General features: G+C 54.1%; 13 protein-coding genes. 1 reads left to right on the top strand and 12 read right to left on the bottom strand.

Features of this window, described 5'->3' with window-relative positions:
* Positions 1-136 precede the first annotated feature (136 nt).
* The 10 genes from rlpA to leuS all read right to left on the bottom strand — a co-directional run bounded on the left by rlpA (position 137) and on the right by leuS (position 10,836).
* Positions 137-1,237: an endolytic peptidoglycan transglycosylase RlpA gene (gene rlpA, locus ABLV30_RS09495; protein WP_348865594.1), complete on the bottom strand. Its 1,101-nt coding sequence runs from the start codon at positions 1,235-1,237 to the stop codon at positions 137-139.
* Positions 1,238-1,247: 10 nt separating this feature from the next.
* Positions 1,248-2,360: a peptidoglycan glycosyltransferase MrdB gene (mrdB, locus tag ABLV30_RS09500; protein WP_004100156.1), complete on the bottom strand. Its 1,113-nt coding sequence runs from the start codon at positions 2,358-2,360 to the stop codon at positions 1,248-1,250.
* Complete coding sequence (mrdA, locus tag ABLV30_RS09505; protein ID WP_004130417.1) at positions 2,360-4,261, bottom strand: peptidoglycan DD-transpeptidase MrdA; 1,902 nt, start codon at positions 4,259-4,261, stop codon at positions 2,360-2,362. The genes mrdB and mrdA overlap by 1 nt, the downstream gene beginning before the upstream one ends.
* 27 nt (positions 4,262-4,288) lie before the next feature.
* Positions 4,289-4,756: a 23S rRNA (pseudouridine(1915)-N(3))-methyltransferase RlmH gene (rlmH, locus tag ABLV30_RS09510; RefSeq protein WP_348865595.1), complete on the bottom strand. Its 468-nt coding sequence runs from the start codon at positions 4,754-4,756 to the stop codon at positions 4,289-4,291.
* A gap of 3 nt (positions 4,757-4,759) precedes the next feature.
* Positions 4,760-5,077, bottom strand: a complete 318-nt coding sequence (gene rsfS / locus ABLV30_RS09515) for a ribosome silencing factor (RefSeq protein WP_004100162.1) — start codon at positions 5,075-5,077, stop codon at positions 4,760-4,762.
* 221 nt (positions 5,078-5,298) lie between these two features.
* Positions 5,299-5,928: an adenosylcobalamin/alpha-ribazole phosphatase gene (locus tag ABLV30_RS09520; RefSeq protein ID WP_064358430.1), complete on the bottom strand. Its 630-nt coding sequence runs from the start codon at positions 5,926-5,928 to the stop codon at positions 5,299-5,301.
* A gap of 46 nt (positions 5,929-5,974) precedes the next feature.
* A complete protein-coding gene (nadD, locus tag ABLV30_RS09525) occupies positions 5,975-6,625 on the bottom strand; it encodes a nicotinate-nucleotide adenylyltransferase (RefSeq protein ID WP_004848799.1) in 651 nt (216 codons plus the stop codon).
* Positions 6,618-7,649: a DNA polymerase III subunit delta gene (holA, locus tag ABLV30_RS09530; RefSeq protein ID WP_265801490.1), complete on the bottom strand. Its 1,032-nt coding sequence runs from the start codon at positions 7,647-7,649 to the stop codon at positions 6,618-6,620. Before holA ends, nadD begins: the two co-directional genes overlap by 8 nt.
* Entirely contained in the window at positions 7,649-8,239 is a 591-nt protein-coding gene (gene lptE, locus ABLV30_RS09535) for an LPS assembly lipoprotein LptE (protein WP_004130425.1), read from the bottom strand. The genes holA and lptE overlap by 1 nt, the downstream gene beginning before the upstream one ends.
* A 14-nt stretch (positions 8,240-8,253) precedes the next feature.
* Positions 8,254-10,836 carry a leucine--tRNA ligase gene (gene leuS, locus ABLV30_RS09540; RefSeq protein ID WP_265801488.1) on the bottom strand — a complete coding sequence of 861 codons (2,583 nt, stop codon included), beginning with the start codon at positions 10,834-10,836 and terminating at the stop codon, positions 8,254-8,256.
* 226 nt (positions 10,837-11,062) lie between these two features.
* Here leuS and ABLV30_RS09545 point away from each other — a divergent pair, with 226 nt between their 5' ends.
* Positions 11,063-11,545: a zinc ribbon-containing protein gene (locus ABLV30_RS09545; RefSeq protein ID WP_014228404.1), complete on the top strand. Its 483-nt coding sequence runs from the start codon at positions 11,063-11,065 to the stop codon at positions 11,543-11,545.
* Positions 11,546-11,743: 198 nt separating this feature from the next.
* Here ABLV30_RS09545 and ABLV30_RS09550 read toward each other — a convergent pair whose 3' ends face one another.
* Both ABLV30_RS09550 and ABLV30_RS09555 read right to left on the bottom strand, forming a co-directional pair.
* On the bottom strand, positions 11,744-13,531 hold the full coding sequence (locus ABLV30_RS09550; RefSeq protein ID WP_048261230.1) for a filamentous hemagglutinin N-terminal domain-containing protein: 1,788 nt from the start codon (positions 13,529-13,531) through the stop codon (positions 11,744-11,746).
* Positions 13,532-13,586: 55 nt separating this feature from the next.
* Positions 13,587-15,215 carry a ShlB/FhaC/HecB family hemolysin secretion/activation protein gene (locus ABLV30_RS09555; protein ID WP_265801529.1) on the bottom strand — a complete coding sequence of 543 codons (1,629 nt, stop codon included), beginning with the start codon at positions 15,213-15,215 and terminating at the stop codon, positions 13,587-13,589.
* Positions 15,216-15,497 lie beyond the last annotated feature (282 nt).

Consider the following 15,497-nt stretch of genomic DNA (forward strand, 5'->3'; position numbering starts at 1 on the left):
ACAACGGCATCCGTGATGGAGTTAAAAAAAGTGCCTTACTATAACAAACGCACTACGAACCAGCATCCGACATTGCGCACGACTTTGTTAATGACTTTGTCATGCGCAACGAGCAGGGGAGGCGGGTGCGATGCCTTTAGTTGGCGCGAGTAATAAATGACTGCAGCTGAGCTTCGCTTTGCAGACGCTGTTGAATCGTGCTGGCCTGCGCTTTGCTGCTGAATGGGCCGAGCTGAATACGCCATACCGCGCCGTTTTGCGTGACGCGGCCCGGGACGGAAAATTGCTGACTCAGACGCTGCTGGTACTGCTGCGCGCGGGCCTGGTCGCTGACGGCGCCGACCTGTACGACGAAATCGCCGCTGGCGCTGGCCGCTGCGGCAGGCGCTACGGCAGCGGTGGCGGCCACGGCGGGTGCAACGCTGCCTTGTACTGAACCCGGGGCGGTCACCGGCGCGCTTTGAACGACAGGCTCGCTGCCTTCCAGCACGCCATTATTCAGCGGCGTCGGGGCGCCGAGGAAACCGCCGCTGTTGACCGGCGCGCCGGTGGCGTCTTCCGGCTTCAGCGTTGAATTACTGATGGCGTGCACGTCAGTTTGCGCGGGTTGACTCATTGCCGCGCCGCTGTCGCCGTCAAGATTCGGGCGGGCGGGCAGCGCGTAGGTCTGTTTGGCTACGGTGGTACAGGCCATACCCGGACCGGAAAGCGAGCCGTCCGGTGCGACGACGATCGGGTCGATGCGCACTTTGGTATTGTTCGAGGTATTCAGACGATCGGCTGAGGCGCGGGACAGTGAAATCACGCGATCGTTACCGTAAGGCCCGCGATCGTTGATGCGCACGACGATCATGCGGCCGTTCGCCAGGTTGGTGATCCGCGCGTAGCTTGGGATCGGCAGCGTAGGATGGGCCGCGGTAAGCTGCGTGGGATCGAACGCTTCTCCCGATGCGGTCAGATTGCTGTTAGGCTCGGCGTCGTAGATGGCTGCGAAGCCTGCCTGGGTGAAGTTAGTCGGATCCTGGACGATTTTGTAGCTTTTGCCGTCGCGTTCATAATCCTGATTCGCCGTGGCGTTAGGCGTTTCGTACTGCGGATCGGCGCCGCTAATCTCCACCGTTGGGCCATTGCAAACGGCCGGCTGTGGAGTGCTGACCGTTTTCTGTTGAACGTCTTCACTCGAACATGCCGCCAGCAGCCCTGCTGCTATGCAGATCCCCAGCCATTGCTTACGCATCGCGAACCCCTTACACGCTTTTCGACAACATTTTTCTGTGAGTATGGATCGACATGACGATACCAAACCCGGCCATCAATACGATTAGGGCAGAGCCCCCGTAGCTGACCAGCGGCAAAGGTACCCCCACCACCGGTAAAATACCACTTACCATACCAATATTTACGAAGACATAAACGAATAAAATCAACATTAAACCACCGGCCATCACCCGGCCAAAGGTGGTTTGCGCCTGGGCGGCAATCCACAACCCGCGCATAATCAGCAGAATATAGAGCGCCAGCAGAATCAGCACGCCGATCAGCCCCAGCTCTTCCGCCAGGACGGCAAAGATAAAGTCGGTATGGCGCTCAGGCAGAAACTCCAGCTGCGACTGGGTTCCGTGTAGCCAGCCTTTTCCGCGCAGTCCGCCGGAGCCGATGGCGATTTTTGACTGAATAATGTGGTAACCCGCGCCGAGCGGATCGGTTTCCGGGTCGAGCAGCATCATTACGCGCTGGCGCTGATAATCATGCATCAGGAAGAACCAGAGGATGGGAATAAAGGCGGCGACCAGCACCACGGCAATACCAATCAGACGCCAGCTCAGGCCAGACAGAAAGAGGACAAACAGACCGGACAGGGCGACCAGAATCGAGGTCCCGAGGTCAGGCTGCGCGGCGACCAGCAGCGTAGGCAGGAAAATCAGCACCAGCGCGATAGCGGTATTTTTCAGCGATGGCGGGCAAACGTCGCGGTTGATAAAGCGCGCCACCATCAGCGGTACGGCTATTTTGGCTATTTCCGACGGCTGGAAACGGACGATGCCGAGATCCAGCCAGCGCTGCGCCCCTTTGGAGATGGCGCCGAAGGCGTCAACCGCCACCAGCAGGATAATACAGAAGATATAGAGATAGGGCGCCCAGCCTTCATAGACCCGCGGCGGGATTTGCGCCATGACGATCATGATAACAATCCCCATGGCGATCTGGCCGATTTTGCGCTCCATCATGCCCATGTCCTGACCGCTGGCGCTCCAGATCACCAGCGCGCTGTAGGTCAGCAGCGCCAGCAGGATAAGCAGCATGGTGGGGTCGAGGTGGATTTTATCCCATAGCGATTTTTTATTCGGATTATCAGTCATTATTGATCCTCCCCAGCCGTTACCGCCGGGTTTTCACTCGGCAGATTGGTGTTGTTATCACCCAGCATTATATGATCGAGAATCTGACGCATAATGGTACCGACTGCCGGACCTGCGCCGCCGTTCTCAAGAATAATCGCCACGGCAACCTGGGGGTTGTTGTAAGGGGCAAACGCCGTCATCAGTTTATGGTCACGCAGGCGTTCAGCGATTCTGTGCGCGTTATAGGTTTCATTGGCTTTCAGGCCGAAGACCTGAGCGGTACCCGATTTGGCCGCAATTTTATACGGCGCGCTGGCGAAGTATTTATGCGCGGTACCGTTGCCGCGGTTGGCTACGCCAAACATCCCGTCTTTGGCGATTTCCCAAAAACCGGAGTGAATATCGCCGACCGGCGGTTCATGCGGCTGAACCCACGGCACCGGTTTGCCGTCCTCCACCGTGCTCTGCAGCAGGTGCGGTACTTTAACCACGCCGTCGTTAATCAGGATCATCAGCGCCTTGTTCATCTGGATAGGCGTCGCCGTCCAGTAGCCCTGTCCGATGCCGACCGGGATAGTATCGCCCTGGTACCACGGTTTCTTGAAGCGCTTGAGCTTCCATTCGCGGGTCGGCATATTGCCGGAGCGCTCTTCCGCCAGGTCAACGCCGGTATAGTGGCCATAGCCGAATTTGCCCATCCACTCCGACAGGCGATCGATGCCCATGTCGTAGGCGACCTGGTAGAAGTAGGTGTCGGCCGACTCCTCCAGCGCTTTGGTGACGTTCAGATGGCCGTGGCCCCACTTTTTCCAGTCGCGGTAGCGTTTATCCGAGCCGGGAAGCTGCCACCAGCCGGGGTCAAACAGGCTGGTGTTGCGGGTAATAACCCCGGCGCTGAGCGCCGAGACGGCCACGTATGGCTTAACCGTCGACGCCGGTGGGTAAACGCCCTGAGTCGCGCGGTTAACCAGCGGCGTATTGGGATCGTTGAGGAGTCCGGAGTAGTCTTTGCTGGAAATACCGTCAACGAACAGGTTGGGATCGTAGCTTGGCGTCGAGACCAGCGCGAGGATTGCGCCGGTGCGCGGGTCGGTGACCACGACCGCCGCGCGGCTGCCGGCCAGCAGCGTTTCAATGTACTGCTGTAGCTTCAGGTCGAGCGTTAAATAGATATCGCGCCCGGCCTGCGGCGGGACCTCTTTCAGCTGGCGAATCACGCGGCCGCGGTTGTTCACTTCAACCTCTTCATAGCCGGTTTGCCCGTGCAGGACATCTTCGTAATAGCGCTCGATGCCCAGCTTGCCGATATCGTGCGTGGAGGCGTAGTTAGCCAGCTTCCCCTCTTTATCCAGGCGATCGACGTCTTTATCGTTAATTTTAGAGACGTAGCCGATAACGTGGGTCAGGGCGGAGTTATAGGGATAGTAGCGGCGCTTATAGCCTTTGACTTCCACGCCGGGAAAACGGTACTGGTTCACTGCGAAACGGGCGACCTGCACTTCGCTGAGGTTAACTTTCACCGGAATAGAGGTAAAGCGGTGCGAGCGGGCGCGCTCTTTTTTAAAGTTCGCCACATCGTCATCGGTGAGGTCGATAACATCGCGCAGCGCATCCAGCGTTTGCTGAACGTTGTCGACCTTCTCCGGCATCATCTCCAGCTGGTAAATCGTACGGTTGAGCGCCAGCGGCGTGCCGTTGCGATCGTAGATAATGCCGCGGCTCGGCGGAATCGGGACCAGCTTGATGCGGTTTTCGTTTGAACGCGTTTGATAGTCGGTGTAACGCACAATTTGCACGTTATAAAGGTTGGCGATCAGTACGCCGGTAAGCAGCAAAATCCCCAAAAAAGCGACCAGCGCCCGGCGCACGAACAGCGAGGATTCAGCCGTATAGTCGCGGAAAGAATTCTGTAATTTCATTCGCTGCTTAGTCTACCCTGGTCATCATTACTCACGGTGGTAAGGGTGGTTGGAGGTAATGCTCCACGCCCGATACAGACTCTCGGCCACCAGTACGCGGACCAGCGGGTGAGGTAGGGTGAGCGTTGAGAGCGACCAACTTTGTTCCGCCGCCGCTTTGCAGGCGGGTGAAAGGCCTTCCGGGCCGCCGATAAGCAGGCTAACGTCGCGGCCATCCTGTTTCCAGCGTTCCAGTTCGCGCGCCAGCTGCGGCGTATCCCAAGGTTTCCCCGGAATATCCAGGGTGACGATGCGGTTTTTGCCTGCAGCCGCCAGCATCATTTCACCTTCTTTTTCGAGAATGCGCTTGATGTCGGCGTTTTTGCCGCGTTTACCGGCGGGAATTTCCACCAGTTCGAACGGCATATCCTTTGGAAAACGGCGCAGATATTCGCTAAAGCCGGTCTGAACCCAGTCCGGCATTTTGGTGCCAACGGCTACCAGGTGCAGCTTCACGCGCTAACTCCAGAGTTTTTCCAGCTCGTACAGACGACGGCTCTCTTCCTGCATAACGTGAACCATAACGTCGCCGAGATCGACCACGATCCAGTCCGCGGCGGCTTCGCCTTCAACGCCCAGCGGCAGCATCCCGGCGGCGCGAGACTCCTGCACAACGTGGTCGGCAATGGACATAACATGGCGCGTGGAAGTGCCTGTGCAGATAACCATGCAATCTGTAATGCTGGATTTGCCATGAACGTCAATGGCTACGATGTCCTGACCTTTCAGGTCATCAATTTTGTCGATAACAAAATCCTGGAGTGCTTTACCCTGCAAGAGTTCCCCCTGGGTGTGTGAAGAGTGATAACAATAAACAGCCTGACAGTATACCCGAACTGTTGGCAAAGTCGGGATAAATGTCGATAAACGGGCGGTGAAGGCGGCTATCATCCCATCCATCGCCGATGATTGCATCGCCATTTTTGTAAAACAATTTCTGCAAAGTTCAAATGGCGGATGCAGCCTGGCTGCGGAGAATAACAGCCTGCTTTGCACTGTCAATGGTCTGCGCGCAATTCTTCTTCCGCCAGCCAAACGGCCCGGCTATTTAGTACGCGCAGCGTGGTGAAATCAGGCTGGAGATCGACAAGGCTCCACGCGCCATGCTCGATGGGGAAGTGCCACATCGCCGAATCCGGCATGTTCAGAAGTTGCGCGACTAAGAGGCTAAGCACGCCCTGATGACCGACGATAAGCAGATGGTCAAGTTCCCGAAACTGAGAGAGGGTGACGGTAAAGCCGCGGACGCGTTCGGCAAACGCCTGGAAGCCCTCCCCGTTGGTGGGCGCCGCGTGCTGCCAGTCGGCGCACCATGCGGCGTAGTTTTCGGCATCTTCCTGCTGTAAATCGCGGTGGTGGCGCATTTCCCAGTCGCCGAAGAACATTTCATTGAGCGCGGCGAAGGACTGGCGGGGGACGTCACGGTCGCCCAGCAGGAGGCTGGCCGTGTGCTGGGTGCGCTCAAGCTCACTGCAAAACGCGCGCTGAAACGGAACGGCCCGCAGCCGCTTTCCCAGCGTTTGCGCTTGTTTGATTCCGCGCTCGGTTAACGCAGTGGGCGCATGCCCGCTATAGAGGCCCGCGACGTTGGCCTCGGTTTCGCCATGACGAACTAACCATAACTTCATGATGACCCTCTCGAAAGGAGTCTATGAGACTCTCCTTGTGGCAAGGCTAGCAGTAGAGCTTCTGCTCATGGATATAGTCGAGTACGGTTTCCGGCAGCATGTCCGCGCAGGATTCGCCGGATTCAAGACGCTGGCGAATCAGGGTGGCTGAGATATCAAACCACGGCGTTTCGGCCAGGTAGATAACCCCCGCCGGGCTGCTATGCATCCGCTCTACGTCATGAGTGAGATGTTTGTCCAGCCACTGCTGATCCTGCTCGCACGCCATGGTCAGCGGATAGCCCGGGCGCCGGCAAACGATCAGATGCACGTTATCAAGAATGCTTTCATAGTCGTGCCAGGTGGTAAAGGTGAGCAGCGAATCCTGGCCAATAATAAACGCCAGCGACCGTTTTGGCCCTTGCTCCTGGCGCCACTCGCGCAGGGTTTGCGCGGAGTATGACGGCGTGTCGCGCTTGAGTTCGCGATCGTCGAGGATAAACAGCGGCTTATCCGCGATGGCCAGCTCCAGCATATGCCTGCGTTGGTCGCTGGTGGCTTCGGGCTGCGGGCGGTGCGGCGGCACGTTGTTGGGCACGATGGTGACTTGATTAAGGCCAATCTGGTTGGCCAGAATTTCCACCGGTTTAAGGTGACCATAATGCACCGGATCGAAGGTGCCGCCGTACATTGCCAGTAACTGAGTCATATCAACCATCAATAAAAACGTCTGCCAGCGCTTTATGGCAGAGCAATAAAGAGAGACTTTCCAGCTCGGGCCATACGGAGTGCCCGTAATCCTGCTTGAAGGTGAGTTCGGCACGGGTCAGCAACGTCACGGCCTGGCGCAGCTGGTCGGCGCTGAGGCGGGCCAGCGCATCGCTAACCAGCTGGCGGCGGTTCTGCCACACGCGATGTTTGTCAAACAGCGAACGCAGCGGCGTATGGGCCGACTGCCGCTTCAGGTTGACCAGCAGCAGCAGCTCGCGCTGTAGGGTGCGCAGCAGGATAGCGGGCTCGCTGCCTTCCTGACGCAGCTGTTGCAGAACGTGGAGTACGCGCTTACTTTTCCCGGCCAGCAGCGCATCAACCCAGTGATAGGGGGTGAAATGCGCGGCATCATTCACCGCCTGCTCAACCCGCGGCAGCGTCAGTTTACCGTCCGGCCACAGCAGCGACAGACGCTCCAGAGCCTGCGCCAGCGCCAGAAGATTACCTTCATAGCAGTAGCACAGCAGCTGACTGGCCGCGTCATCAAGCTGCAGATTATTCTGCTTTGCGCGCGCGGCGAGCCAGCGCGGCAGCTGGGCATATTCCAGCGTCTGGCAGCTTACCTGCACCGCCCGGCTGGTCAGCGCCGTCATCCATGCGGCGTTCTCCTGCGCTTTCGTCAGCTTATTACCGCGAACGATGAGCAATAAATCTTCATGCAGCATGCCGACAAGCGTCGCGAGCTGTTCGTTAATTGCCGCATTAGGGCCATTATCGGGCAGGATGAGCAGCAGCGTCTGGCGGCTGGAAAACAGGCTCATGGCCTGGCTTAACGAGAACAGGGCAGGCCAGTCGGTACTGGCATCAACGGTGGCGGTGTGATGTTCGATAAAGCCTTGGGCGGCCGCGGCTTCGCGGATGGCGTCCTGGCTTTCCTGCAACAGCAGCGGATCGTTGCCAAGCAGCAGATAGGCCGCGCGCAGCCCTTCAGTGAGCTGCGCGCGGAGCTGTTCCGGGTACAACCGAATCATCAGTTACCCAGCGTGGTGGAGACGCGATTGCCGGAGGTTGAAGCGGCTGGGGTCGTCGTGACCGGCTTCTCATCCTCTTTGGTGGCTTCGACATCCGCAACGTGTACGCTCGGCAGCTTACGGATCAGCTGCTCCGCGGCTTTGTCGTACATTTCCTGAACGATCATGTCCTGCTCGGCATCTTTCGCTAACGCCGCCTGCGGGTTATCGAAGAACGAGCGGTAGACTTTGGTCGTGATGGGATAGATATCATGGCCTGGGATCAGGACGCTGGCATTTACCGTCATCACCATCTGATATTCCGCAGTACGGCCGTCCTGGAAAATAGATGCTGTATCTTTCTGAATGGACGATGTCTCCAGACGCAGGGAAGGAATATCCTTGCGCAGGGTACTGCTATCGACCAGTTCAACGCCGTTCAGACGCAGCTGATTACGGACAGCACGACTTAATGGTCCATTGGGATCGCCCGACTGGAAGATCATGGTTTTCATTGCGGTCGGAACCTGCGTAGTGCTACGCAGGTGCCAGCCGCAACCGGCGGTGATTAACACCGCCAAAGATAACAACAATGTTGCCAGATATCGCACGCTTCCTCCTGCGCTTAGCCAACGACCAGATTGAGCAGTTTACCCGGAACGTAGATCACTTTACGTACGGTCACACCGTCGAGATATTTCGCGACCAGATGCTCCTGACCCGCGCGCTCACGAACCTGCTCTTCAGTTGCATCCACCGCAACGGTAATTTTACCACGAACTTTACCATTTACCTGGACCACGACCAGAGTCGTGTCTTCAACCATTGCGCTTTCATCAGCGACCGGCCACGGCGTGTTGTCAATATCGCCTTCGCCGCCCAGCTCCTGCCACAGGGTAAAGCTGGCGTGCGGGGTGAACGGGTTGAGCATGCGAACCACGGCCAGCAGGGCCTCACGCATCAGCGCGCGATCCTGATCGTTTTCCTGCGGCGCTTTCGCCAGCTTGTTCATCAGCTCCATAATCGCCGCAATCGCGGTGTTGAAGGTCTGACGACGGCCGATGTCATCGGTCACTTTCGCGATGGTTTTGTGCACGTCGCGGCGCAGCGCTTTTTGATCTTCGCTGAGGCTGGCAACGTCCAGCGCAGGGGCTTCACCCAGGGTAGTGTGTTCGTAAACCAGTTTCCAGACGCGTTTCAGGAAGCGGTTCGCACCTTCCACGCCGGATTCCTGCCACTCCAGCGTCATGTCGGCCGGAGAAGCGAACATCATAAACAGACGCACGGTGTCCGCGCCGTAGCGTTCCACCATCTCCTGCGGGTCGATGCCGTTGTTTTTCGACTTGGACATCTTGCTCATGCCGGTATAGACCAGCTCGCGACCCTGCGGATCGAAGGCTTTAACGATACGTCCTTTCTCGTCGCGCTCGGTGGTCGCCTCTTTCGGAGAGACCCAGTTACGCTCGCCGTTTTCGCCAACATAGTAGAAGGCATCTGCCAGCACCATGCCCTGGCAAAGCAGCTGTTTAGCCGGTTCGTCAGAGTTCACCATGCCCGCGTCGCGCATCAGCTTGTGGAAGAAGCGGAAATAGAGCAGGTGCATAATGGCGTGTTCGATACCGCCGATATAGATATCGACCGGCAGCCAGTAGTTGGCCGCTTCGGGGTCGAGCATACCCTGGTCATACTGCGGGCAGGTGTAGCGCGCGTAGTACCAGGAAGACTCCATAAAGGTGTCAAACGTATCGGTTTCGCGCAGTGCCGGCTGGCCGTTAACGGTGGTTTTCGCCCACTCAGGATCGGCTTTGATTGGGCTGGTGATGCCGTCCATCACAACGTCTTCCGGCAGAATAACCGGCAGCTGATCTTCCGGCGTCGGCATCACGGTACCGTCTTCAAGGGTCACCATTGGGATCGGCGCACCCCAGTAGCGCTGACGGGAAACGCCCCAGTCGCGCAGACGGTAGTTCACTTTACGTTCGCCGACGCCAAGAGACGCGAGCTTATCCGCGATGGCATTAAAGCCAGCTTCGTGATCCAGACCGTCGAATTCGCCGGAGTTGAACAGCACGCCTTTTTCGGTCAGCGCCTGTTCGGAGAGATCGGGTTCGGAGCCATCAGCGGCCAGGATGACCGGCTTGATGTTGAGACCGTACTTGCTGGCAAACTCGTAGTCGCGCTGATCGTGACCCGGAACGGCCATCACCGCGCCGGTGCCGTACTCCATCAGCACAAAGTTTGCCGCCCATACCGGGATCGCTTCGCCGGTCAGCGGATGAATCGCTTTGTAGCCAGTATCGACGCCTTTTTTCTCCATGGTTGCCATTTCGGCTTCGGCAACTTTGGTATTACGGCATTCGTCGATAAACGTCGCCAGCGCGGGGTTATTGGCTGCTGCCTGCTGCGCCAGCGGGTGGCCCGCAGCGACGGCCAGGTAGGTACAGCCCATAAAGGTGTCCGGGCGGGTGGTATAAACGGTCAGCTTGTCGGCGTAGTCGTTAACGTCGAAGGAGATTTCGACGCCTTCGGAGCGGCCAATCCAGTTGCGCTGCATGGTTTTAACGGTATCAGGCCAGTGATCCAGGTCATCCAGATCGTTCAGCAGCTCGTCAGCGTAGGCGGTGATTTTGATAAACCACTGCGGGATCTCTTTACGCTCAACTTTCGTGTCGCAGCGCCAGCAGCAGCCGTCGATAACCTGTTCATTCGCCAGAACGGTCTGATCGTTCGGGCACCAGTTTACCGCGGAGGTTTTTTTATAGACCAGCCCCTTTTTATACAGCTCGGTGAAGAACTTCTGCTCCCAGCGGTAGTATTCCGGGGTGCAGGTTGCCACTTCACGGCTCCAGTCATAGCCGAAGCCCAGCTTTTTCAGCTGGTTTTTCATGTAGGCGATATTGTCGTAGGTCCACGGGGCCGGAGCGGTGTTGTTTTTCACCGCGGCGCCTTCCGCAGGCAGACCAAACGCATCCCAGCCGATAGGCTGCAGAACATTTTTGCCCAACATACGCTGGTAACGGGAAATCACGTCGCCGATGGTATAGTTGCGCACGTGGCCCATGTGTAGTCGACCAGAAGGATAGGGAAGCATCGACAGGCAGTAATACTTCTCTTTGCTCTCGTCTTCGGTAACTTCAAAGGTACGCTTCTCGTCCCAGTGTTGCTGGACTTTTGATTCTATCTCTTCCGGGCGGTATTGCTCTTGCATGGCAGCCAGTGGTCCTGTTTTCAATACAGCTACAAAATGTAGCCAATGGATGTGTTATCTCAGATCGGCATAGCATAGCCCAAACGCCAACGTCAAAACAGCCTTTCACACACTTACAGAGATGAAAGCGGTGGAGAATATTTCGCGACTCTGTGGCTTGGCTGGCAGAGCAATCCGCAGATAACGTCTATCATAAGAAGAAGTTAACCACACCGGAGGCGAAAAGATGAACAAGGTTGCTCAATTCTACCGAGAGCTGGTGTCGACGCTCAGCGAGCGGTTACGCAATGGAGAACGCGATATTGATGCGCTGGTGGAGCAGGCCAGGGTCAAGATTAGCCAGTCCGGCGAGTTAACGCAGAGCGAAATCGAGAATGTTATCCGCGCTGTCAGACGCGATCTGGAAGAGTTCGCGCTCAGTTATGAAGAGAGTCAGGATGAGCTGACTGATAGCGTCTTTATGCGGGTGATCAAAGAGAGCCTGTGGCAGGAGCTGGCGGATATTACCGATAAAACTCAGCTTGAGTGGCGCGAGGTGTTCCAGGATCTCAGCCACCACGGCGTCTATCACAGCGGCGAAGTCGTGGGGCTCGGCAATCTGGTGTGTGAGAAGTGCCATTACCATCTGCCGGTTTATACGCCGGATGTGCTACCGCGTTGTCCAAAATGCGGGCACGATCAGTTCCAGCGCCGGCCATTCGAGCCGTAAATACGTGAGAGATATTTGCGGAGCCTTTACACTGGCGTTAAGCCAGCCCGAGGGCCAATATAAAGCGCGTTAATATATTGGCCTTCCTTTTAAAGGGCAGGCTAACCCTTCATCTGTATGCGTAAAAATGCTGGTGCCGAAGCACCAGCATTAACTTTCTTTTAAAAAAAGACGCGCATTTTCAATGATAACTTCATGTTAATTGATGGTGTTAATGGTCGCGCTCTTAAACTGCTGAGTGCCGCCCATTTCACTGGCGTATTTATGTGAGGAATTTAAAACCAGATTAGTCGTGGAAATCGTGCCTTTGCCACAGGTTGCCCACCCCAGGAAACCGCAGCGGTATCCTCCGTTAACCACTTTATTAACTGACATGGTTAAAGTGCCGCCAGCTCCTATGTGAGAACGGTTAGTAATATTACCGTGATTTCGTGTATCCAGCGTCATATTTGATGAGCTTAAAATTTCGCCTTCATTATAAAGCTCATGATAGGTTTTAACGCCAACATTATTCTGACCAACAATAGCCCCATAGTTGTGGGTGACATAGTTATCAATAGCTATCGTATCGGCTCCCATATAACCTTCATTTTTAAGCCAGTAGCTTTTTGTCGTCAGCGTATCAGTCGCTTCCATAAAGCTACCTTTGGTTAACGCCAGAGTACCATCGGTTTTTACGGTCACGTTGCCGCCGGAGGTGGTACCAGAATTGGTAATTTCCCCGGATGTTATCTGGTCATTTATTTTCGCCTGAACCAGCAGAGTATCGTAGCCAAAAATATTGCCAGTGACTTTAAGCGTGTCTCCTCCGAAGGTGACCGTTGTGTTTTTACCTCTGGTCGAGCCTCCGTTTTCAATGTTACCGGCGGCGGTGACTGTCAACTGATTATCTGAAAGTAAATTGGAACCATATGTCGTTTTCAGGTTACCGTTAGTCATTACGCTCAATGTGGAGGCCGCTTTGAATTTACCCGTGTTTTCGATATTTCCGGATGCGTTGACTAATAAATTTCCTGTGCTGGAAATGGTTCCACTATTGCTTATCGAACTGAGGCTGTTCAGTAAGGCGATATTATTCGAGGATATATTTCCCGTATTTTTAAAATTGCCTGCAGAGAGTACCTGAGTCATCATACCATTACTGGCGATAGAGCCTTCGTTGGTGAGTGAGCCAAAGCTGGTCAAAGAGAGGCTGGTGTTAGCAACAATAGCGCCTTTATTTCGAACGCCAAAACCTAAATTATTGCCAACCATAGTAATACTATTGGCTTTGATGCCGCCAAGATTACTAATGTCGATACTATATTCAGGGTAAACATACTGCCGTGCCGTTGCCGCTTTGCCCGCTGAGGTTATCGCGCCAGAGCCGTTATCAAAGGTGAAGTTTCCTGCGGCCACTATCGCGTTCGTAGCATTAACCGTACCGTTAATGGCTATCGCATCGGCGAGCAGAACCGCATAGCTATTACTGGCATCCATTCCATTCTTGTCGATGGACAGTTTACCCCCGGTAACGTCATAACTGGCGATAGCGCCAGTATCAGAGAATGTTACCTTTCCTGTCGTTAAAATCGCCTTATTGGTGTTGATGAAACTACATCCTGAGCAGGAAATACCATTGGGGTTAGCAATAACCACATCAGCTCGCTGACCCGCAACTTCAATAAATCCATTCAGTGAGCTTGCACGGTTTGAGGTAACTTCGTTAAGAATAACAGAAGCACTACCATTAGTCAGATTGTTATTTTTAGCGATATTCCCCAACGTCGCATGGGAGAGATCGCTGGGGCTATTGTTCAGAACAACACCCTTACTATCAACATTAAACTCACGATACATATTATGTGAGACGCCGGCGGCATTGGGTTTTTCAATATCAATGACTTTGGCGCCTGATAAATGGGTGTAAGTTGTCGGGTCGGCATAAACAAAGCTTGAGCTCAATGCTGCTGCTAGCGCAACATAGGTTAAATTGAATTTAAACATTTAATAGAGTCCTTTAGAAATAAATGAGGTTAACTGATGCGTTGAAAAACTGATTTTAATACCTCCATTGTAATGAAAATCCCAGGTTTGCAGGGTCTGTATGAAAACCGTTTGGCTTTATCAGTGGGGTTCCGATGAATAAATCATACTGAGTTGAAATTATGCTTCCGCGTATTCCCACCGTGGCGCCAGACATGACTTTGCCATTTCCGTACTGCTCTGTTCCTGTAATGCGTCCAACGTCTATGCCTAAGTACAGCTGTCGTTCCGGGGCGGGCATATCCCAGATGAAATCATTGCGCCAGTACCAGCCTTGATTTCCTGAAAGGGTTCTTTCACCGTCAAAACCTCGTACCGTCCAACGATTGCCTATATTAAATTGATTGTCTGCGGATAAGATATCGGGGCTAATTTGTATATTAATATGCGGAGCATAGCTGAATTTATCCCCCGTTGATTCAAACTTCATTAAGGCTTGAAGGTCGGCATGAATAATGCGCGAAAGCTTACTGTACAGACCGGCTTTTTCCTCCGGAGTTGGCATTGAACTGAGCCAGGGAAGGCTACGCTGTACGCCCAGGCTGGCATCTACGATTGTATGGGTAAAATATCGCTGATGATGTGCCGTAATATCCCAGGCAGGATTCTGTTTGCGCATAACGCTCAGTTCGCTGCCACCAAAATAATAATGTGAGGTACTTTTTGCTATTCGCGCATCAATGGTTGTTTTTTGCTGGCGGGTGTGCGAAATTAGACGCGTTAAGGTTGCGCTGGCATAATCATTTTTGCTTTTATATTCAATGGTGGAGTATCTGCCATTGAACTGCTGACGATATTCACTTTGTGAACCGTAAAGATTGAGTGACCAAAATCCAAAGGGAATAGAATAATAGAGGCTTTTATTCTGGTTGCCATCGTTATGTTGATTAAACTCGACATCGCCCCCCATGGATAAATAGAAAATGTCATTTAGCGTCGTCAGGTCATAAAGATAAAGCGCGCCACCGGCCTGGTAACGCCCGCTGCTACGGCTTCCTGCATCATCCAGCCATGCGCCTACTTGCCAGTTTCGTGCCAGATGCCGGGAGATTTGGATATCGCTTTCCGCATGGTTCTTACCCGGCATGATTTTCATCTGCGCCGATGAGCCGGGTAAACGCTGCAAGTTAGCCATCCCCTGTTCCAGTTCGGTTAGCTTCAGAATATCCCCTGTTTTAGCCGGTATGGCATTCCACAGGCTGGTTGTCGCGCTATTGCCGGCAGCCCAGCTAATATTGCCGATATAGCCATAGCTCAACGTGATGCTCAGAATGCCATCATTCAGGGATTGTGAAGGTACATCAATAAGCGAAGTGATATATCCCCGGGCAATGAGTTCATTTTGCAAGGTTGTGGTGAGTAGACGTATGCCTTCAATACCCAGGCACTTTTTTTCTGCCTGGCGAGCGATATTACCTAACAGACCGCGGGTCAACTTGTGGTCAGCGGAAATAATTTCAACATGGTTGATATATCGGCAGGTTGCTTCAAGTGGAAAGGCGAGTTTATATTTTTGCAATCCTGTACCTGATGCCGAATATTCCTGCTGTGCTGGTGCCAATGCGCTTTGACGTGCCTTATCCTGTTCCACCTGATTGGTATTGCTAATCGATACATTCGCCAATGTCGATGCGGTTAACAGAATATAAAGAGAAAGGGAGGTTATGAGACTTTTATTATTCACGAAGCAATATCCATTTGTTTCACTCGTCCGTTATAGCCTTGTCAAGAATGTTTAGCGTTAACTGAGTAGGGTTAACGAAGCCGGGTTCTCAATCTTAAGAATCTTAATTTTCTAAAATCAAAAAAATCCGCTGCCGGCGCTCAGCGTTGTTGTCAAATTCGCGCCATGTTATCTATGACAGATTATGTAATCCACGATGTAAAGAGTGAATTTTTGTTGAATTGAGCGTTTCAGGTCGTGAAT

Source organism: Klebsiella sp. CN_Kp113 (genome assembly GCF_040064585.1).
Lineage (GTDB): Bacteria > Pseudomonadota > Gammaproteobacteria > Enterobacterales > Enterobacteriaceae > Klebsiella > Klebsiella michiganensis.